Annotated in this window: 16 protein-coding genes; 10 read left to right on the top strand and 6 right to left on the bottom strand. The window is 34.3% G+C overall.

All coding sequences use genetic code 11. The features are described 5' to 3' along the window. Positions 1–28 precede the first annotated feature (28 nt). The 9 genes from AAFN75_RS12440 (at position 29) to AAFN75_RS12400 (ending at position 12,105) form a co-directional block, all read left to right on the top strand. Entirely contained in the window at positions 29–1,189 is a 1,161-nt protein-coding gene (locus AAFN75_RS12440; RefSeq protein WP_411806622.1) for a tetratricopeptide repeat protein, read from the top strand. Between the two features lie 278 nt (positions 1,190–1,467). Then, complete coding sequence (locus AAFN75_RS12435) at positions 1,468–3,243, top strand: AMP-dependent synthetase/ligase (RefSeq protein ID WP_411806621.1); 1,776 nt, start codon at positions 1,468–1,470, stop codon at positions 3,241–3,243. Between the two features lie 114 nt (positions 3,244–3,357). Next, positions 3,358–3,804 (top strand): MarR family winged helix-turn-helix transcriptional regulator, encoded by a 447-nt coding sequence (locus AAFN75_RS12430; protein ID WP_411806620.1) that lies wholly within the window; start codon positions 3,358–3,360, stop codon positions 3,802–3,804. 7 nt (positions 3,805–3,811) lie between these two features. Further along, entirely contained in the window at positions 3,812–6,220 is a 2,409-nt protein-coding gene (locus tag AAFN75_RS12425; RefSeq protein WP_411806619.1) for a 3-hydroxyacyl-CoA dehydrogenase NAD-binding domain-containing protein, read from the top strand. Positions 6,221–6,225: 5 nt separating this feature from the next. Further along, positions 6,226–7,419: an acetyl-CoA C-acyltransferase gene (locus tag AAFN75_RS12420; RefSeq protein ID WP_411806618.1), complete on the top strand. Its 1,194-nt coding sequence runs from the start codon at positions 6,226–6,228 to the stop codon at positions 7,417–7,419. 26 nt (positions 7,420–7,445) lie between these two features. Then, positions 7,446–9,254, top strand: coding sequence for an acyl-CoA dehydrogenase family protein (locus AAFN75_RS12415; protein WP_411806617.1), 1,809 nt, complete (start codon positions 7,446–7,448; stop codon positions 9,252–9,254). A 97-nt stretch (positions 9,255–9,351) separates the two neighbouring features. Next, positions 9,352–9,822 (top strand): DUF6265 family protein, encoded by a 471-nt coding sequence (locus tag AAFN75_RS12410; RefSeq protein WP_411806616.1) that lies wholly within the window; start codon positions 9,352–9,354, stop codon positions 9,820–9,822. A 58-nt stretch (positions 9,823–9,880) separates the two neighbouring features. After that, entirely contained in the window at positions 9,881–11,527 is a 1,647-nt protein-coding gene (locus tag AAFN75_RS12405; RefSeq protein ID WP_411806615.1) for a M1 family metallopeptidase, read from the top strand. A 5-nt stretch (positions 11,528–11,532) separates the two neighbouring features. After that, positions 11,533–12,105 (top strand): YdeI/OmpD-associated family protein, encoded by a 573-nt coding sequence (locus AAFN75_RS12400; protein WP_411806614.1) that lies wholly within the window; start codon positions 11,533–11,535, stop codon positions 12,103–12,105. A gap of 4 nt (positions 12,106–12,109) precedes the next feature. Here AAFN75_RS12400 and AAFN75_RS12395 read toward each other — a convergent pair whose 3' ends face one another. The 6 genes from AAFN75_RS12395 to AAFN75_RS12370 all read right to left on the bottom strand — a co-directional run bounded on the left by AAFN75_RS12395 (position 12,110) and on the right by AAFN75_RS12370 (position 20,127). Next, positions 12,110–12,991, bottom strand: coding sequence for a carbohydrate kinase family protein (locus AAFN75_RS12395; RefSeq protein ID WP_411806613.1), 882 nt, complete (start codon positions 12,989–12,991; stop codon positions 12,110–12,112). A 13-nt stretch (positions 12,992–13,004) separates the two neighbouring features. Continuing rightward, complete coding sequence (locus tag AAFN75_RS12390) at positions 13,005–14,282, bottom strand: glycosyltransferase (protein WP_411806612.1); 1,278 nt, start codon at positions 14,280–14,282, stop codon at positions 13,005–13,007. Positions 14,283–14,312: 30 nt separating this feature from the next. Then, complete coding sequence (locus AAFN75_RS12385) at positions 14,313–16,394, bottom strand: HAD-IIB family hydrolase (protein WP_411806611.1); 2,082 nt, start codon at positions 16,392–16,394, stop codon at positions 14,313–14,315. Between the two features lie 265 nt (positions 16,395–16,659). Beyond that, positions 16,660–18,177, bottom strand: a complete 1,518-nt coding sequence (locus AAFN75_RS12380; protein WP_411806610.1) for a magnesium chelatase — start codon at positions 18,175–18,177, stop codon at positions 16,660–16,662. Between the two features lie 58 nt (positions 18,178–18,235). Beyond that, on the bottom strand, positions 18,236–19,363 hold the full coding sequence (locus AAFN75_RS12375) for a vWA domain-containing protein (RefSeq protein WP_411806609.1): 1,128 nt from the start codon (positions 19,361–19,363) through the stop codon (positions 18,236–18,238). A gap of 86 nt (positions 19,364–19,449) precedes the next feature. Then, positions 19,450–20,127 (bottom strand): Crp/Fnr family transcriptional regulator, encoded by a 678-nt coding sequence (locus AAFN75_RS12370; RefSeq protein WP_411806608.1) that lies wholly within the window; start codon positions 20,125–20,127, stop codon positions 19,450–19,452. A 112-nt stretch (positions 20,128–20,239) separates the two neighbouring features. On the opposite strand from AAFN75_RS12370, the gene AAFN75_RS12365 reads away from it, so the two are divergent. Next, the gene (locus tag AAFN75_RS12365) at positions 20,240–22,615 is read left to right on the top strand and encodes a heavy metal translocating P-type ATPase (protein ID WP_411806607.1); all 2,376 of its coding nucleotides are present in this window, start codon (positions 20,240–20,242) and stop codon (positions 22,613–22,615) included. Positions 22,616–22,702: the final 87 nt, after the last annotated feature.

The raw sequence follows: 22,702 nt of genomic DNA, 5'->3' as shown, positions 1-22,702 counted from the left end.
TTTCACTAATCAAATCTTAAATTGTTTAGTGAAATATTTTTTTATATTCTTTTTATACATTTTTGCCTCTGGATTTTATCAAATAGAAAACGTAATTGCTAATAATAAACCAATTACGCATAGTTCAGAAAAAGAAATCACACATGCTTATCGAGACGGCACTGCATCTCAAATTGAATGGTATAATTCCAAAGGCAAAATTGATAGCTTAAAAAGCTATTATAAAACTGGGGAGTTAAATGAATCCTTTTACTTTTTAAAAGGTAAATACCATGGTAAATCCTATAAACACAACAAAAATGGAGAGACACTCACCATTTGGACTTTCAATAAGGGACTATTTATAAACCGTGAAGACCCCAAAATAGAATTTAGTGCTAAAACCGAAATACAAAAAAAAGAGTTACACGAGAGCCTTAAAGAGGTGTTATCACAATTTAAAACCTCGCAAAACAACCTAAAGTATCGCCTTAAACTAGAGAGTATTAGAAAAAAATTGGGCAATTACACGCTTGCACTAAGCGATCTTAACAAAATTGAAACTTTAGTAAATAATTACGCACTCCGTAAAAAGATTAAAACACCAAAAAGCATCCTAGCTAGCATATACGAGCGAAAAGGCAATATATATTCTTATCTTGAAATGGACGAAAAAGCTCTGCTATTTCTAGAAAAAGCATTAAAGGAAGACCCGGATAACACTCGAATAATGTACAACTTAGGTGCGCATTTACTATCGACAAAATCATACAATCGCGCTAAATTATATTTGGACAAAGTAATTACATTAAAACCTACACATTCATTCGCAAACAGAAGTTTATCAGAATATTACATAGAGCATAAAGATTTTAAAAAGGCAAAGTATCATAACGACATTGCACTAACAAATGAAGAGAGTTTATTAAAGTATAGTCATCCAGAATTGGAAAATGATTTAAGAACACAACGTGGTTTAATTTTTCATAAATTAGGAGATAGTGAAGCTGCCATTAAAATATTAAATGAAGTAATACGTTTGAATAAATCAAATTCTTATGCTTACAGAAATCTTGGAGTAATTTATTACGATTTAAAAAACTTAACTCTGGCTTACAACTATTTGAATAAAGCAAAAGCGTTAGGTTTCATTAAAAAATACGACTCAAATCATATTGAATCTTTAATATCAGCTTCTTCTAAAAATTAAAAAAACTGAACTTAAACTAATCCCCAAATAAAACATATTTACTTATGCATTTAAAGTAAAATAAAAAGCATTTAAAAACAAAACACCACATGAAATAAAACATTATATCGCTGTATTAACATAAGTTCCCAAAACTAATGTTAACTTTAAAAATATTAATTTTTTAAAAATCAGTTGAAATTTAAACGTAATATTCAAAAAGACCCTCTTTTTTTTATATTATTTGAAATTCTCATTTTATTTCATACTTTGCAATCCTCCTAAATTAACAAGTACAAATGACAGAAATAACTAGACTTTTTGATTTCCCATATTACCAGTTGGAAAACAATCCTAACGATGCCGCTTTAGTAACGAAGTATAATGGCGAATGGGTTAAAACGTCAACCCAAGAATATGTAGATAAAGCAAATGCTATGAGCAGAGCTTTATTAAAACTTGGTATTAAAAAGGATGATAAAATTGCTATAATTTCTACCACAAATAGAACTGAATGGAATATTATTGATATTGCTTCTTTACAAATTGGGGCTCAAAACATTCCTATTTACCCAACTATTTGTGCCGAAGATTATGAATATGTTTTAAATCATAGCGAATCTATATACTGCTTTGTATCTGATGTTGAAGTACTTGAAAAAGTGAACAAGGTTAAAGCAAATACACAATTAAAAGAAGTCTATTCTTTTGATCAAATTGAAGGCTGTAAGCATTATTCTGAATTATTAGAATTAGGAAAAGACACATCAAACCAAAATGAAGTTGAAGCCAGAAAAGACGAAGTAAAATCGACAGATTTAGCAACCATTATTTACACATCGGGTACTACAGGAAAACCAAAAGGCGTAATGCTTTCGCATTGGAACATAACTAGCAATGCATTAGCTAGTAGCCCTAGAGTTCCCTTTAGAGATGGTAAAAAAAATAAGATTTTAAGCTTTTTACCTATTTGTCATGTTTTTGAGCGCGTCCTTATATACGTATATCAATATACAGGTACTTCTATTTATTATGCCGAAGCCATAGATAAAATTGGAGATAATGCTAAAGAGATTAAACCTAATATGATGAGCGTTGTACCAAGACTACTTGAAAAAGTGTACGACAAAATTATGGCTAAAGCCGAAGAATTAACCGGTATAAAAAAAGCATTATTTTATTGGGCTGTAGGTTTAGGTGAAATTTGGGAGCCTTATGGCAAAAACGGTGCTTGGTACGAATTTAAATTAAAAATTGCTAATAAATTAATTTTTAGCAAATGGCGAGAAGCTCTTGGAGGAGAACTACACACTATGGTCTCTGGTAGTGCAGCATTGCAACCTCGATTAACCAGAATTTTTTCGGCTGCCGGTATGCAAGTCATGGAAGGCTACGGACTTACCGAAACCTCTCCTGTAGTATCAGTAGGGCGCTACGAAGATAAAATGTTTAAAGTAGGCTGCGTGGGAATGCCTATTGATGATGTTGAAGTAAAGATTGCAGAAGATGGCGAAATTTTAATAAAAGGTCCAAATGTTATGATGGGTTACTACAAAGACCCAGAAAAAACAGCAAGTGTAATGACGGGAGATTATTTCCATACAGGCGATAAAGGAGAAGTTGATGCCGATGGTTTTGTTAAGATAACGGGGCGTAAAAAAGAAATGTTCAAAACATCTGGTGGTAAATACATTATTCCAACCTTATTAGAAAACGACTTAAAACAATCGCGTTTTATAGAACAAATAATGGTTATAGGCGAAGGCGAGAAAATGCCTGCCGCTTTAATTCAACCAAATTTCGATTTTATAAAAGACTGGATCGATCATAAACATCTAACTATCGAAAAAACGAATAGTGCCATTGCTAATTCTAAAGTTGTGCAAGATAGAATTCAAGAAGAAGTTAATAACTGTAACCAAAAATTTGGTAAATGGGAGCAAATTAAACGCTTTGAGTTAACACCAGATGTTTGGTCTATTGATGATGGTCACCTTACTCCTACTATGAAAATGAAACGAGATGTCATCAAAAGCATGTATACCTCATTAGTTGAAAAGATTTACAGATCTTAATATAATTTAAAAATAATTTTTCTTCAATCGTATTTAATTAAATTACTATTTTTTATCAATTTTATTATGCATGCATAATAAAATTTTATATATTTGAACATATCATTTAAATATATGAAAGACAAAACCATAGATTACATCCTAAGAACCACTTGGTTATCGGTTCAGAAAATGTACAATGAAGAGGCTTTAAAGTTTGAAAGCACTATGGCAACAGGCTTTACTTTATTAAGTATAGATCCTGAAAATGGAACACCTTCAACTGCATTAGGTCCTAAAATGGGGATGGAAGCAACTAGTTTATCTAGAACTTTAAAAACCATGGAAAAAAAGGGGTTAATAACAAGAAAACCCAATCCTAAAGATGGTCGCGGTGTTATTATTTCTCTTACCGATTTTGGTGTAGAAAAAAGAGAATCTTCAAAAGAAAAAGTGTTAATATTTAACGAAGCTATAAAAAACAATGTTTCGCCAGAAAAGCTAAAACATTTTTATGAAGTAGCCGATGTTATTAACGACATGGTTTGTAACAAAAAAATATACAATCAATCTGATAGTTAAAAAAACAATGAGCAAACGACGAATTAAAAAAATAGCCATTATTGGCTCTGGAATTATGGGAAGTGGCATTGCATGTCATTTCGCTAATATTGGCGTAGAAGTCCTTTTATTAGATATTATTCCAAGAGAACTTAACGACAAAGAAAAAGTTAAAGGCTTAACTTTAGTAGATAAGGTAGTTAGAAATAGATTGGTTAATGATGCGCTTACAGCATCGTTAAAATCTAAACCATCTCCAATTTATCATCAAGATTTCGCTAGTAGAATTACCACGGGTAATTTAGAAGACGATATTGCTAAAGTAGCCGATGTAGATTGGATTATGGAAGTTGTAGTCGAAAGACTAGACATCAAGAAAATGGTGTTCGAAAACTTAGAAAAATATCGCAAACCGGGAACGTTAATTACATCTAACACCTCTGGTATTCCTATAAAGTTTATGAGCGAAGGTCGTAGTGAAGATTTCCAGAAACATTTCTGCGGAACACACTTCTTTAACCCGGCGCGTTACTTAAAATTATTTGAAATCATTCCTGGACCAAAAACAGATGCTTCTGTATTAGAATTCTTAAATGGTTACGGTGAGCAATTTCTTGGAAAAACATCGGTAGTTGCTAAAGATACACCTGCTTTTATTGGTAACCGAATTGGTATTTTCAGCATTCAGAGTTTATTCCATGCTGTTAAGGATTTAGATTTAACCATCGAAGAAGTAGATAAATTATCTGGACCAGTAATTGGTCGTCCAAAATCGGCAACCTTCCGTACGGTAGATGTTGTTGGATTAGATACTTTAGTTCATGTTGCAAATGGTATTGCAGAAAACTGCCCTAACGACGAACGATTAGAGCTGTTTAAACTACCAGATTTCATCAAAACAATGATGGCAAACAAATGGTTAGGAAGTAAAACAGGTCAAGGTTTTTACAAAAAACAAGTATCTACAGATGGGAAAAAAGAAATCTTATCTCTAGACTTAAATACACTAGAATACCGTTCGGCTAAACGTGCAAAATTTGCAACTTTAGAACTTACAAAAACGATTGATAAGGTTGTCGACCGATTTAAAGTTTTAGTTAAAGGAAAAGATAAAGCTGGCGAATTCTACAGAAAAAGCTTTGCTGCCTTATTTGCTTATATTTCAAATAGAATTCCTGAAATAACAGACGATCTATATAAAATTGATGATGCTATGAAAGCGGGGTTTGGATGGGAACATGGTCCTTTCCAAATTTGGGATGCCATAGGTGTTGAAAAAGGTATTGAAATTATGAAAGCTGAAGGTTTAGAGCCTGCTGCTTGGGTAAACGAGATGCTAGCATCTGGAAATTCTTCTTTTTATACCATTAAAGAAGGCGCGAGTTATGCTTATGATATTCCTAAGAAATCACAAGAAAAAATCCCAGGACAAGACAGTTTCATTATTTTAGATAACATTAGAAAATCTAACGAAGTATTTAAGAATTCCGGTGTTGTTATTGAAGATTTAGGAGATGGCATATTAAACTGCGAGTTCCAATCTAAAATGAATACCATTGGTGGCGATGTCCTTGCTGGATTAAATAAAGCTATTGATTTAGCCGAAAAAGATTTTGCTGGTTTAGTCGTTGGTAATCAAGCTGCAAACTTCTCTGTTGGTGCAAACATCGGAATGATTTTCATGATGGCTGCAGAGCAAGAGTATGATGAGCTTAATATGGCTATTAAATATTTTCAAGATACTATGATGCGTATGCGCTATTCTTCAATTCCAACTATTTCTGCACCTCACGGCATGGCTTTAGGTGGTGGTTGCGAGTTATCCTTACACGCCGATAAAGTAGTTGCAGCAGCAGAAACTTACATGGGACTTGTAGAGTTTGGTGTTGGTGTGATTCCCGGTGGTGGTGGTTCTAAAGAAATGGCTTTAAGAGCATCAGACACTTTCCGAAAAGGTGATGTGCAATTAAACACACTTCAAGAATACTTTTTAACTATTGGTATGGCTAAAGTATCAACTTCGGCTTACGAAGCTTTTGATATGGGCGTATTACAAAAAGGAAAAGATGTTGTGGTAGTGAATAAAGACCGCCAAATTGCAGTTGCGAAACAACATGCTATGTTAATGGCTAATTCTGGTTACACACAACCGGTAAAACGTACTGACGTAAAAGTACTTGGTAAACAAGCTTTAGGTATGTTTTTAGTAGGAACAGATTCTATGAAAGACTCCAATTACATTTCTGAACACGACATGAAAATTGCTAATAAATTAGCTTACGTTATGGCTGGTGGAGATTTATCTGAGCCAACTTTAGTTAGCGAGCAATATTTATTGGATTTAGAGCGTGAAGCTTTCTTAAGTTTATGTACAGAACGTAAAACTTTAGAACGTATTCAGCACATGTTAACCAAAGGTAAACCTTTAAGAAACTAAGAAAAATGAAAACAGCATATATAGTAAAAGCATATAGAACCGCAGTTGGTAAAGCACCAAAAGGCGTGTTCCGTTTTAAAAGAACAGATGAATTGGCAGCTGAAACCATCAAATATATGATGAAAGAATTGCCAGGTCTAGACCCAAAACGTATTGACGATGTTATAGTGGGTAACGCCATGCCGGAAGGCGCTCAAGGATTAAATATGGCGCGTTTAATTTCTTTGATGGGATTAGATGTTGTTGATGTTCCTGGTGTAACCGTAAACCGTTTTTGCTCTTCTGGGGTAGAAACTATAGGTATGGCAACAGCTAAAATACAAGCTGGAATGGCCGATTGTATTATCGCTGGTGGTGCGGAAAGCATGAGTAGTGTTCCAATGACAGGTTTTAAACCAGAATTAAATTATGATGCAATTGTAAAAATGGGTCATGAAGATTATTATTGGGGCATGGGAAATACTGCAGAAGCAGTTGCTAAACAGTTTAAAGTATCGCGTGAAGACCAAGATGAGTTTGCATTTAATTCTCATATGAAAGCCTTAAGAGCTCAAGCTGAAAATCGTTTTCAAGATCAAATAGTACCAATTGAAGTGGAACAGACATATATTGATGCGAACGGAAAGAAAGCTACAAAATCTTACACAGTAACTAAAGATGAAGGACCTCGTGCAGGAACAAGCAAAGAAGCCTTAGCAAAACTGAGAGCTGTATTTGCTGCAGGAGGAAGTGTTACCGCTGGTAACTCGTCACAAATGAGTGATGGTGCTGCTTTTGTAATGGTTATGAGTGAAGACATGGTTAAAGAACTAGGCTTAGAACCAATTGCAAGAATGGTTAACTATGCCGCTGCAGGTGTTGAACCGCGCATTATGGGTATTGGACCAGTAAAAGCAATTCCAAAAGCATTAAAACAAGCAGGATTAAAACAAGACGATTTATCTCTTATTGAATTGAATGAAGCCTTTGCTTCTCAATCTTTAGCAGTAATTAGAGAGTTAAACCTTAATCCAGATATCATTAACGTAAATGGTGGAGCCATTGCCCTTGGTCACCCATTAGGATGCACAGGAGCAAAACTATCAGTACAACTTTTTGATGAAATGCGTAAGCAAAACATGAAAGGGAAATATGGAGCAGTTACCATGTGTGTAGGAACAGGTCAAGGTGCTTGTGGAATATTTGAATTTTTAAACTAATTAAGAACTTAATACAAAAATATAAAATGGAAGCAAATGAAAAAGACATCTTAAGAGGTGGTCAATTCTTAGTGAAAGAAACAAATTGTGAAGATGTGTTTACTCCTGAAGATTTTTCGGAAGAGCAAACAATGATGAAAGAATCCGTAATGGAATTTAACGATCGTGAAATCATTCCTCATAAAGCACGTTTCGAAGCTAAAGATTATGCACTAACTGAAGAGGTTATGCGTAAAGCTGGGGATATGGGCTTTTTAAGTGTTGCTGTTCCTGAAGCTTTTGGTGGTATGGGAATGGGCTTTGTTTCTACTGTATTAACATGCGATTATATTTCGTCTGGTACAGGTTCTTTTAGTACTGCTTTTGGTGCGCACACAGGAATTGGTACCATGCCAATTACCCTATACGGAACAGAGGAACAAAAACAAAAATATGTACCAAAATTAGCATCTGGCGAGTGGTTTGGAGCTTACTGTTTAACAGAGCCAGGAGCCGGATCTGATGCAAACTCTGGTAAAACAACTGCCGAACTTTCTGCAGATGGAAAATCTTATAAAATTAACGGACAAAAAATGTGGATCTCAAATGCAGGTTTCTGTAGTTTGATGATTGTTTTTGCCCGTATTGAAGGTGATAAAAACATTACAGGTTTTATTGTTGAATACGATGGTGCAACCCCAAACGGTATTGTTTTAGGTGAAGAAGAACACAAATTAGGTATTCGTGCGTCTTCTACGCGTCAAGTATTTTTTAACGATACGGTTGTACCTGCCGAAAATATGTTAGCAGGTCGTGGTGAAGGTTTTAAAATTGCAATGAATGCCCTTAACGTTGGTCGGATTAAATTAGCTGCGGCTTGTTTAGATTCGCAAAGACGAATTTTATCTACAGCTGTAAATTATGCTAAAGAACGTAAACAATTTAAAACACCCATTGCAGATTTTGGAGCCATTAAAGTAAAGTTAGCTGAAATGGCTGCTAGTGCCTATGCAGGTGAATCTGCAACCTATAGAGCTGCTAAAAACATTGAAGATAGAATTGCTCTTCGCGAAGCTGCTGGAAACTCACACCAAGAAGCAGAGCTTAAAGGTGTAGAGGAATATGCTATTGAGTGTTCTATTTTAAAAGTTGCGGTATCTGAAGATGTACAAAACGCAGCAGATGAAGGTATACAGATTTTTGGTGGAATGGGATTCTCTGAAGAAACTCCAATGGAATCTGCTTGGAGAGATGCTCGTATTGCTCGTATTTACGAGGGTACTAACGAGATTAATAGAATGTTAGCCGTTGGTATGTTAGTTAAAAAGGCTATGAAAGGACATGTTGATTTATTAGGTCCTGCGCAAGCCGTTCAAGAAGAACTAATGGGCATACCATCTTTTGATGCTCCAGATTATTCTGAATTATTTTCGGAAGAAAAAGAAATGATTAAGAAGCTTAAAAAGACGTTCTTGATGGTTGCTGGCGGAGCGGTTCAAAAATATGGTCCAAAACTAGAAGATCACCAACAGTTATTAATTGCGGCTGCCGATATTTTAATTGAAATCTACATGGCAGAATCTGCAATTTTAAGAACAGAGAAAAACGTTAAACGTACTAGCGAATCTGAGCAATCTGCCCAAATCGCGATGGCTAAATTATATTTATATCATGCCGTAGATATCGTTGAAGAAAAAGGAAAAGAAAGTATTATTTCTTTTGCTGAAGGCGACGAACAACGTATGATGTTAATGGGTCTTAAGCGTTTTACTAAATACGCAAACTACCCAGATATTGTAGATTTACGTATCGAGATAGCAGAAAAAGTTAAAGCAGAAAACAAATACTGTTTCTAACCATAGTAACTATAGAGTGACTAACTCAATTTTTAAAAAGCGCCTCGAAATTAATTTCGAGGCGTTTTTTTATTAATTTAGTTGAAAATCAAAAAAAATGAAATCAATTTTTATTGTTTGTTTATGCTTCTTCTCCTCTACTATACTTGCACAAGAAGAAAAAATCTTAGAACCAAAACTAGAAAATATTGCGTGGATTGCAGGACATTGGAAAGGCGAAGCTTTTGGCGGTATTACCGAAGAAATATGGAGCGAACCATCGGGTGGTTCTATGATGGCTACCTTCAAATTAATTAACGATGGTAGTGTTTCATTTTATGAAATTGAAATAATCAGAGAAATTGAAAACTCGTTAATACTTCAGCTAAAACATTTTAATAATGATTTAAAAGGTTGGGAAACTAAGGATGAAACCATAGATTTTCCATTGCAAAAAATAACCGCTTCTAAAGTTGTATTTGATGGCATGACTTTTGAAAAAGTAAACACTAACGAAATGAATGTTTATGTAGACATTCACCAAAAAGATGGAACTATTGAAACGAAAAAATTCAATTATACAAAATAGAAAAATTAACAAACACTTAATAACCTTTTTATTTAAATTGCCAAAAAACTAAAAATTGATGAAAAACACCTACTTTATACTAATTACCTTTTTACTTTCACCTTTATTATATTTAAATGCTCAAGGATTACTTTCAGAAAACACAAATTTCACAAAACAAGATAGCTTAAGAGGCTCTATTACTCCAGAGCGCGAATGGTGGGATTTAACCTATTATAATTTAGACATAAAAGTAGCCCCAAAAAACAAATTCATTTCTGGAAAAAACACCATTTCCTATAAAGTTTTAAAAAGCGATTCTATAATGCAAATTGATTTACAATCGCCAATGAAGTTTTTAAAAGCGGTTCAAAACGGTAAGGAATTAAAAGTACGCCACGAAGGTAATGCGCATTTTATTTCATTAGTTGAAAATCAAAACATCGATGACATTAACTCGGTCGTGGTCTATTATGAAGGTCATCCTAGGGAAGCTGTAAATGCACCCTGGGACGGCGGTATTTCATGGAAAAAAGATAAAAACGATAAGGATTTTATTGCCTCGTCATGCCAAGGACTAGGCGCAAGTGTTTGGTGGCCTTGCAAAGACCACATGTATGATGAAGTAGAAGGCATGAAAATAAGTGTAAACGTACCTAGCCATCTAACCAATGTATCGAATGGAAGGCTAATACTAGTAGAACGTATTGGCGACACTAAAACATTCCATTGGGAAGTAAAAAGTCCAATAAATAACTACGGCGTAAATATTAATATTGGCGATTACGCTAACTTTTCTGAAGTTTATGATGGTCAAGGCGGAAATTTAGATTTAGACTATTATGTTCTTAGTTACAACCTAGAAAAAGCTAAAGAACAATTTAAACAAGTACCTATGATGCTTAAAGCATTCGAGCATTGGTTTGGTCAATACCCATTTTACAGAGATAGTTTTAAGCTTGTTGAAGCACCGTATTTAGGCATGGAGCACCAAAGTTCGGTAACCTATGGTAATGGCTACCAAAACGGCTATTTGGGTAACGATTTGTCGAGAACAGGTTGGGGTTTAAAGTTCGACTTTATTATTATACACGAATCCGGGCACGAGTGGTTTGCCAATAATATTACCAATAAAGACATAGCCGATATGTGGATACATGAAAGCTTTACCGCATATTCCGAAAGCTTGTATTTAGATTATCATTTTGGAAAAGAGGCCGGAGCAGAATATGTTATTGGCACCCGAGCTAATATTCAAAATGACAACCCATTGATTGGGCAGTATAATGTTAATAATGAAGGCTCTGGCGACATGTATTACAAAGGAGCAAATATGCTGCATACGCTAAGACAACTTATAAAAGATGATGACGTTTGGAGAAAAATTTTACGTAAAATGAATGTGAAATTTTATCATCAAACGGTAACAACACAACAGATAGAAAACTTTTTATCGTATGAAACAACTATAGATTTATCTGCTTTTTTTAATCAATATTTAAGAACCACAAAAATTCCGGTTTTAGAATATTCAATAAATAAGAAAGTTTTAAAATACCGATGGACTAATTGCGTTGAAGGTTTCGAAATGCCTATTCAAGTTAAAATTAATGATGAAGACCAATGGATTTCACCTAATGCTGAATGGAATACTTTAACCTTAGATTCTAAAATAGAAAATATAGAAGTGGATATTGATTTTTATGTTGAAACTAAAAAGATATAATCCTTTTGAAAACACCAGAACTCTATTTTAAAACACATACCGCGTGGCGTACATGGCTTAATAAAAACCATGATTGCTCTAACGGTGTTTACCTTATCTTTTATAAGGTTGAAAACAAAGAACCTTCAATGCGCTGGGAAGAAGCTGTAAAAGTGGCTTTATGTTTTGGATGGATCGATTCTACCGTTAAGAGTTTGGGTAATGGAAAGCGCAGGCAATACTTCTGTAAAAGGAACCCTAAAAGTGTTTGGAGCGCATTAAATAAAGCATACATAACAGAGCTTACCGGTAATGGTTTAATGCATGAAGCTGGCCGTGAAATTATTAAAATTGGAAAGCAAAATGGGAGTTGGACGGCTTTAGATGCTGTTGAAAAAGGCATTATTCCGCAGATTTTGAAAGATGCTTTTAATGAAAACCCCAACGCTTATGAGAACTTTAAAAATTTCGCACCGTCATACAGAAAAAGCTATTTGTATTGGTTAAATCAAGCCAAACGAGAAGAAACTAAAAAAAAGCGCATAATTCAAATAATCGAGCTATGCGCTAATAATATTAAAAGTCGAGATACAAGATAATGTTTTACAGATTTAAAAATACATCAATCATAGGTTTTGAAATTTTAGGATTAGCACCTTCGCTCTGTGCTACCAAAGCCCCAACTGCACAAGCATAATCTATGGCTTCTTGAGGATTAATTTTGTTAAGTAATTGGCTAACTAATGTACCCAAAAAAGAATCTCCGGCACCTACAGTATCTAAAACTTTTATTTGAAAACCACTATTATAATACAGTAAACCATCGTAGAGCATCACAGCTCCATGAGGCCCTTTAGTTACACAAACCCGTTTTGTATTTGTTGTTTTTGCAATGTAATGTATGTTTTGTTCTAAGCTATTATATTTTGAACCTAAAAACGCACTCACTTCATAAAGTTCATCATCATTAAATTTTATAAAATCGGCCTTACTCATCAAATAAATTAAGGTCTCTTCTGAAAAGTGTGGCGGTCTTAAATTAAGGTCGAATATTTTATAATTCGCATATTCTAAAAGCTTATGCAATGTTTGTTTAGAAGTATCATCGCGCGTACTTAAACTTCCAAATACTAAAGCATCTGAAGCTTTTACCGTATCAATTAAGCTATCTTTCAATTCTATTTTATCCCAAGAACTTGGATATTCAATGGTGTAAGATGCCGAACCTTTTTCATCTAAAAACACCTTAACTTCACCTGTTTTATAATGCTCTAAAACCTGAATGCATTCTGTATTAATTTCATGTTCTTTTAAATAGCTTAGCAATTCTTTACCAAGATGATCATTTCCAATAGCGCTAATCATAGATACATGGTTATCAAATGATTTTGCTCTAAGTGCCACATTTAAAGGTGCACCTCCAATTTTCTTGTGAGTAGGAAATACATCCCATAGAATTTCTCCAAAACAGACTATGTTCGACATAAACTAAATAAAATTAATAAACATTAGATTCCATGGTACGCTGATTAATAGAGCTTCTAAACACCTCTAGCATACGCTTTGCAATTCCTGTCCAACCAAAATTACGACGTGCAAAACGCGCGCCTTCAACCGATAATTCATTTCTTAATTTAGGATATAAAAGCGGCATAGCCATCATAGCACCAAATTCTTTTGGGCGATGCGGATCTGCAAATAATCCTTGTTTCCCAAAATCTATTAAATCGCATAAACCTCCATGAACAGTTATTATACTTGGCGTTCCGCATGCCATGGCTTCAATAGCAACCATTCCAAATGGCTCGTATCTTGAAGGCATTACAAAAATATTAGCGGACCTATATACATTTGCTAAATCCTCATCGGCAATATAATTTTTCCATGAAATTTTATCTGCAATCCCTAACTCGTCTGCTAACTTTTTAAGCTTTTTAATACCTAGATTATCTTGATCGGATTGATCGCCACCAATAGCTGCCACCAATCGCGCCTCTGGACATAACTCGAACACCGTTGGTAAGGCTTGAAATAGTAAATCGTAACCCTTGTTATGTGCCATTCTACCCAATGCTAAAATATCTGTGGGCTGAATGTCGTACTTGGCTCGTATTCTATCATTTTCTTTTGAGGGCACTGGAAAAAAACGATTTTCGTCAATTCCTGGAGGAATCATGCCGCAGTTTTTGGGCAATACATCATATTGTTTAGTCAATAAATCGACCTGAGGAAGCGTTGTTGCAATAACATAATTACACATTTGATATACGAAATACTCTTTTCTTATACGCTCTTTAAAACGGTATGTCTTTTCCATTTCTTTTTCTTCCATATCGCTACCCATACTATGTTGTTTCCACCAACCTAGTGAGTGCGGAGTATGCACATGCGAAATACCCAATTCTTCAGCTATTTTTTGTCCTGCCCAACCTGCATCCCAGTAATGCGAATACACGACATCATATTTTTTACGTTCCTTTTTAATGGCTGCCAAAGTATTGGTAACAAACTTTTTAAGATGATCGTGCATGTCCTCTTTTCGGATAAACTTTTTACCTCCAAAAGGAATTCTCCAAACGCTGTAGTTTTCATCTACATGATCGTATTCGGGTTGATCTTCAAACTGTCGAGTTACTAAATCGACTCTTTTCCCTAGTCTGCTAAAACGTTCAGCAAGTTCTAAAACATATACTACTTGTCCGCCTGTATCTGGTTTTCCTAATTCTGCATTTGCTCCAACATAGCCGTGTAAAGAGATCATCAATATCGATTTCATAGTGTTTTGCTTTAGTTATTATATTAATTATTAAATTATTTTTAAATCATGACAAGCAGAGATGTATTGAGCTGCAGACCATGCTTGGTAAGCTTTCCCCATTGGTTTTCCAGTGGTTCCATGTGCCCACTCGGTAAACTCCCATTCTACATTAATACCTTCTTTATTTATTAAAGCAAGTTTATGTAACTCCGCAATGGCTATATCTCTAAAACCTAACTTGTTTACAAACTTTACCCAAAAACCACCCACAAATGGCCAAATACCTCCATTATGATAATGGTTTGGTAGGTTTAATAAATTAACGGTGTAATATGGTCTCCAATCTGGATCGCCCGGGCTTACTACAGGATATACATTAGCTACAGGAAAAGGATCGTTAACCCCAACACCCCACATAAATTTAAAGGTTTGATGTGCTTTTTCAGCATCGATTGTACCATGTAAAAAGGCCAAAATATTTCCTAAAGTGTCGCAACGCCAGCTAAAATCGAAAGGTGTTGTTTGAGCGATTAAATAAGAGGTATCTCCTAATGTAAATTGCTTTTCGGCAAAAGAAACCGATTGAAATAGTTGTTGCTTTGTAGACGGCCAAAAGTTTTGTAATATTTCTTTTTTAATAACTTGCGACCATCTAATATGCTCTCCAGCTTCTTCATGATCGCCTAACATTTCCATCATTCGACCAAAACAAACATTAGCACGATACCAAAGAATTTCGTCGTAAAGGATGTTATAACTTCTACCGAATAAATCAGTCCAATCTCCGGCTTCAGGAATTTCTAATAAAGCATCATTATTACTATCATGCGCTCCTAACCAACGCATTGTTTCTTTTATATCTGATATATGTGTTCTTAAAAACTCAATATCTTTAGTTTCGTTTACATATTCGTAAAAAGCAATAACCACCCAAATACCACTATCAATGGAACAAATACCACCTACACCAGAATAATCTGGAATATTATCTTTAATACGCACATTTGAAGGTATTTGGCCATTACGAGAAATATGCTCAAACAAAGTTAAAAGTGTTTGTCTTGCACATTTGTGAATCTCTTCATCCTTATGAATTAAAGGTAATGCTCCAATTACAGTAATGGCTCCATCTCTAGCCCAAACGCTATAATAATTCTCGTCGGTACCATGAGCCACATTATCTTTTATAGAACAGGCCGAAAAGCCAAGTGGTGTAATATTCTTTTTTAAGGCCAAAACAGCTTTTTCATAACCTTCGCGAATTAAAGCTACTTTCTCATCGGCATCCTCGGCGGCTAAACTTTCTGATTCTTGTTTTATAAAGAAATCATCTTTATGATCAATATTAATGTCTTTAATTGCTGCACTAGGTAAAATGCTATAATAAACTAAACCTTCAATAATACCATCACTCTTTTCTTTTTCGGTGTGATAAACCTGTCTGTGTTTTGTGTATCGATATAACTCTTCGTGGGCATTAGCAACTACAATTCCCTTAACGTTTGGCAAATCGAACATAGCAGAATCATTACCACTATCTCCAGCTACTAAAACAGATTCTGGTTTTAAACCCAACTTTTTTGTTAACCATTGCAAGGCATTACCTTTGTTAGCAAATTTTGGAAGAATATCTAAAAACTTATCCCCAGAATACACGACATTAATACTCATGTTCGCATTTTCAAAATCTTTTTCTACACTTGTAATAAGTTCTGGACTAGCGTTATGGAAAAAATAACTTCTTTTATAAGCATGCTGAAACTTTGTTGGTTGATCGCTAATAGGATGGTCTATGTTTTGAATTAAATCTTCAACAGCTTTTAAATCCCACCCATCATCAAGTACATTATTAAATTCTTTTACGATGCATTTGTCCTTATAATTATAAATGTGTGTACCAACACCAGAAATTATATAATCCGGTTCTGGAAGAACGCCTTTATCAATTAAATTAAGTACATCATCAATTAATCGTCCTGTATTATAGGTAAGAACAACATCTTTAGGTTTATACTTTTTCCAGGTTTTTCGAAAATTACTTTTATGAGTGTGAAAGTCTATTAATGTATTATCAATATCGAAAGAAAGAAAGTTAATTTCCGGCTTATTTATGTCTTTATTTTTGCTCATATTAAAAATCTAAAAATTCTACTTTTTTAATGTTTTTTACTTCATTTTGGTAGAAACTAATAGATTTTTCACGTAAAAACAAGAAAAACAGGCTGATTTTAGACAATATTCTAATTGTGATAATTAGCAAGCCTTACTTTAAGAATTATGAAAAATAGACTAAATCATTTTGAGTATATGATAATGAGCTTAAAACTAAAATGCTGTAATAGAAAACAATAGTTCTATTACAGCACTTTAAAATTTTAGTATATGTCTTTAGTGATTAAATACCACTTATAAAACTACCATAAGGATCTTTAAATTGAATGCCTTCGGTAAATCTATGTTTACTTAATAATTTATATTCCACCAATGCCCAAAGCACAAACTCTTTAACAAAGTAAGCATCTTCTTTTGCTATGTTTGGTTGAAATTCGGTAATAAGATCATCTAAAGGAGAAATACCATTTAATAAAGCCTCATACTCTTTATCACGTAATTCGTCTAACAACTCAAAACCTTCTTTTAAATTAAAAAACCAAGATACAATATCATCATACGGGCTTTCTTCTTCTTGCTTTTGAAGCTTTCCAATTTTAGGAAAAAGATCTTCGAACAAACTTTTTACAGCCTCGCCTATTAGATTATAAGCTACGGCAGCTGCTCCCTCCTGCTCGCCTTCGTAAACCAACTCTACTTTTCCCGTTATGGCTGGAATTATACCTACAAAATCTGATAGCCTTAATGTTGTCCTATCATCTCCATTTATTAAAGCACGTCTTTCTGCTGTACTCAATAAGTTTTCTAAAGCGGTTATACTTAATCGTGCACTTACTCCACTTTTGGCATCGATAAACTCGCTCTCTCTAGCTTCAAACACAATTTGCTCAAGTAAATCTCTTGCTAAATCTGGAACTATAACGGTTTTATTTTGACCTTCAACTATTTTTGCTTCTTGTTGCGTAATACGTCTCGCAGTTTCAATATCTGCCGGATAATGTGTTAAAATTTGCGACCCAATTCTATCTTTTAAAGGTGTTACAATACTTCCTCTGTTAGTATAATCTTCGGGGTTTGCCGTAAACAAAAATTGCATATCTAAAGGTAACCTCAACTTAAAACCTCTAATTTGAATATCCCCTTCTTGTAAAATATTAAAAAGTGCCACTTGAATTCTGGCTTGTAAATCTGGCAACTCGTTAATAACAAATATGCATCGATTTGCTCTAGGTATCATTCCGTAATGAATAACACGATCGTCTGCATAACTCAGTTTTAAATTGGCAGCTTTAATAGGATCGACATCTCCAATAATATCGGCTACAGTAACATCTGGAGTTGCCAATTTTTCGGCAAAACGCTCGCTACGGTGTAACCATGTTATTGGGGTGTTATCGCCTTTGTCCTTAATTAACTCCACGGCATATCGCGAAATGGGTTTTAAAGGATCGTCATTTATCTCGGAACCAGCTACAACCGGAATATATTCATCTAATAAATTTAGCATTAAACGAGCTAAACGAGTTTTTGCCTGACCTCTTAAACCCAACAGGTTAATATTGTGCCTAGATAAAATAGCACGTTCCAGCTCTGGAATTACGGTGTTTTCGTAGCCATGGACACCTTCAAACGTAGTTTCTTTATTCTTTATTTTAGTAATTAGATTATCTCTTAATTCATCTTTTATAGATTTTGATTGATAACCCTTTGCTTTTAATTCGCCAAGTGTTGACAGCCTCTCAGTACCCCTCTCCGAAGGAGCGGGAACTGTAGCCTGCTTACTCCTATCTGTAATTTTCATATATACTTATTTTTTATTGTTTTAGTATTCCTCCCCTTTGGGGAGGTTAGGTGGGGCGTTACCCCTTAATTCTTTTTTTCCTATTCGTTTCGTAATCTTCAAAAATCATTTCTCCCAATCCTTTAAGCCCTGTATAAAATGCTTTCCCTTGGTTAGCATAGGTAAACTCCCGTACAAACTGCATTAAGTAGCTATCTTGAGCTATCATAAATGTTGTAATTGGAATGTGTAGTTTTCTAGCCTGTTGTGCCATCATGTAGCACTTGTTTACGATATGAGAATCTAAACCATTACTGTTTTTATAATATTGTCCGTCTGGCAACCTTAAACAACTAGGTTTACCATCGGTTATCATAAAAATTTGTTTGTTTGTATTTCGTTTTCTGCGTAATAAGTCCATTGCTAATTGCAAACCAGCTACGGTATTAGTATGATAAGGCCCTACTTTTAAATAAGGCAAATCCTTTATTTCTATTTGCCACGCATCATTACCAAAAACTAAAATTTCTAAGGTGTCTTTAGGGTATCTTGTGGTTATTAATTCGGCCAAAGCCATAGCTACTTTTTTAGCCGGTGTAATTCTATCTTCGCCATACAGAATCATACTATGGCTAATATCAATCATTAAAACGGTACTCATTTGGGCCTTGTGAAGCGTTTCTTCAACTACCAAATCGTCTTCAGATAATGTAAAATCGCCGATACCGTGATTAATTTGGGCATTTTTTAAACTTTCGGTCATAGAAACTTTATCTAAAGCATCGCCAAACTGATAATTTCTAAAATCGCCTGTATGCTCATCACCAATACCTTGTCCCTTACTTTTATGGTTACCTTGTCCGCTACGTTTTATTTTTCCGAAAATATGGTCTAAAGCTTGCTGCCTAATGGCGCGTTCTGTTTTGCCAGTTATAGCTAAAGCACCATTTCCGTCAGGATCAATTTCTTCACGCAAATAGCCTTTTAGTTTTAAATCTTCAATAAAATCGTCTATAGTGTACTCTGGTGTAGTAAGCTTGTACTCTTTATCCAATTCGCGAAGCCAATCGATAGCCTCGTCAAAATCGCCAGATGTATGGGTAATTAACTCTTTGAAAATTTCAAAAAGTTTATCGAACGGCGATTGGAAAGGTGCTTCATATTTTTTAAATACAAAACCTTTTCTGTAATTTATATTGTTTTTCATAGCTCTATAAAAATACTATATTTTTACAGGACATTAAAAACTAAATTTAGTTTTATACTTAATTTAACAAGAATTAGTCTTGCCTATTATTCTACCCGTCTTAAACCATTAAGGTCTTCGATCTTAATAAATTTACCAAGGGTAGTAATTAAACCCTCTTTTTTAAATTGAGAAAGTACACGAATTGCAGATTCTGTGGCTGTACCAACAATACTTGCATAATCTTCGCGCGATAAAAGCACACTTAATGTCCCGTCTGGGTTTACGCCAAAATTATTATGTATATAAATTAAAGTTTCTGCTAAACGTTGTTTAACCGACTTTTGAGCCATGTTTACTATAATATCGTCGGCCTCCTTTAAATCGTGAGCCATATCTTGTAACACATCAAACGAAAATTTAGGATTTTTTTGAAGGTCTGCAATAATTTCACTTTTGGGTATAAAACAAACTTCCATATCGTTTAAGGCCACGGCTTGCAAATTTGAGCTCTCGTCGCTAATTAAAGAGCGTTGCCCTAATAATTGTCCTTTAACAACCATTTTTACAATTTGATCTTTACCATTTTCGCTAAGTTTAGATAGTTTACAAACACCATCCTTTACGCAATATACACCATTTAAGGTATCGCCTTCCTCAAAAATAACTTCGCCTCTTTTTATAGTTCTAGTGGTTTTACAAGCCGATATACGCACCAACTCGTCTTTGGTTAACGATTTTAAAGAATTAAACTGCTTAATAATGCACTGTTCGCACTTGCTCATACGGCTTATATTATATTGAAAGTTCTGTAAAAATAAATAAATCATGACTAATATCATATTTTATTTTTTGCTTATTAATAACCTTTGCCATAGGTATAAATGAGCAAATATTATGGAGCATAAAACATGTTACCATTGTGGATTAGATTCTACAACTACTGAAATTATATATGATAATAAATCGTTTTGTTGTAACGGCTGTAAAACGGTGTACGAGATATTCTCGGTAAACGATTTAACGTGTTACTACGATTTACAGAACGCTCCAGGTGGTACTCCGAAGGAAATTGAGGGTAAATATAATTTTCTAGACAATGCCAAAATTGTTGAAAATTTACTAGAATTTAACGACGAGAATACTCAAATAGTTACACTATACATTCCGCATATTCATTGTAGCTCTTGTATTTGGGTACTCGAAAATTTAAACAAACTACATCCTTCCATAAGTTCATCTATTGTAAATTTTGGTAAGAAAACCGTTCGTGTAAACTACCATACCAACAATTTTAGCATTAAGGATTTAGTAAAACTTTTAAGCAGTATTGGCTACGAGCCTTTTATTAGTTTAGACGACTATAGTGTTGGTAAGAAAAATGTAGACCGATCGCTTATTTATAAACTTGGCGTTGCTGGATTTGCTTTTGGTAATATTATGTTTTTGTCGTTTCCGGAGTATTTTGAATCTACAGAATATTGGTTGGAACAATACAAGCCATTATTTAGGTGGCTCATGTTTTCATTTTCGCTTCCTGTTGTTTTTTATTGTGCTCAAGATTATTTTATTTCTGCTTACAAAGGTTTAAAATCTAAAATTTTAAATATCGATGTTCCCATAGCCTTAGGCGTTACGGTTTTATTTTTAAGAAGTACTGCCGAAATAGTTTTAGATATAGGTACCGGTTTTTTTGATAGTTTAGCTGGCCTTGTTTTCTTTTTATTACTCGGTAAATTTTTTCAGCAGAAAACCTATAACTTTTTGTCTTTTGAAAGGGATTACAAATCGTATTTCCCTATTGGAATTACTAAGATTTCTTCTGATAATTCGGAGACATCCATTCAGGTTTATGATATTAAAAAAGGCGACCGACTTTTAATTAGAAATGAGGAGCTAATACCTGTAGATTGTATTTTAATTAAAGGAAAAGCAAAAATTGATTATAGTTTTGTTACTGGCGAATCTGAAACGGTATCCAAACAATCGGGCGACAAGCTTTTTGCTGGAGGAAAACAACTAAACGGTAGCATTGAGGTAGACGTTTTAAAAACTGTAGAGCAAAGTTATTTAACCCAATTATGGAGTAATGATGTTTTTAACAAAAACAAGGAAGATAGATTTACAAACTTAACCAACGCTATTAGCAAAAAGTTTACCATTGCCATATTATCTATAGCATTTCTTGCCACAGGATTTTGGTTATTTAACGACTCCACAAAAGCACTAAATGTGTTTACAGCGGTACTTATTATTGCTTGTCCTTGTGCCATTGCTTTGGCAGCACCGTTTACTTTTGGCAATATGCTACGTATTTTTGGTAAGCAAAAGTTCTATGCTAAAAACGCTTCGGTAATTGAACAATTAGCAGCTATCGATACCATTATTTTTGATAAAACAGGAACCATTACGGCTAATAAGCAAACTACAATTGAATATGACGGTTTTGAACTTTCGGGTACCGAAGAATCTTTATTAAAAAGTACTTTACGGAACTCTAACCATCCATTAAGCCGGTCGTTGTATGCCATTTTAGAAGAAAACAACATTGTACCTGTTGATGATTATGAAGAACATATTGGTCAAGGCATTTCTGCAAAACATAAGCAAAATTACATAAAAATAGGATCTGCACCTTATGTGGGACACGCTCTTGAAACGGCAACTTTAAATACCGCTGTGCATATTAGCACGAACAATCAATACAAAGGGAAATTTACGTTTTATAACAAATACAGAAAAGGCCTATCGAAGTTATTTAAAACTTTAAAAAAGGATTTCGACCTGGTTATTTTATCGGGCGATAATGCCGGAGAAAAGGAGAATTTAACTAAGCTTTTACCAGCCAAAACAAAACTGCTTTTTAACCAAAAGCCTGATGATAAATTAGAATACATAAAACACCACCAAAATTCTGGTGCTAAGGTATTAATGATTGGCGATGGATTGAATGATGCGGGTGCTTTGGCACAAAGTAATGTTGGCATTGCCATTTCGGAGAATGTTAATGTGTTTTCGCCTGCATGTGATGCTATTTTAGACGCTACTAAGTTTAATAAATTACATCATTTTATTAAGGCTTCTAAATCGGCTATAAAAATTATAAAATGGAGTTTTCTGTTTTCATTTATCTATAACATTATTGGATTATATTTTGCTGTAACGGGGCAATTAGCACCTGTAATTGCTGCTATATTAATGCCGTTGAGTTCCATTAGTATTGTGGTTTTCACAACGATTTGCACCAATGTTGTGGGTAAAAAATTGAGATAGGTTTTGTAGAGATGCACAGGTGAAAAATTGAAGACCGACTTTGGCGGATACTGCGTTAGGGATTGTAGTGGATAGCCCGCAGGTTTG

It is taken from the genome of Algibacter sp. AS12 (genome assembly GCF_046736315.1).
GTDB lineage: Bacteria > Bacteroidota > Bacteroidia > Flavobacteriales > Flavobacteriaceae > Algibacter_B > Algibacter_B amylolyticus.
The sequence above is the reverse complement of the archived record's forward strand: the minus strand, read 5'-3'. Positions and strand labels throughout refer to the sequence as shown.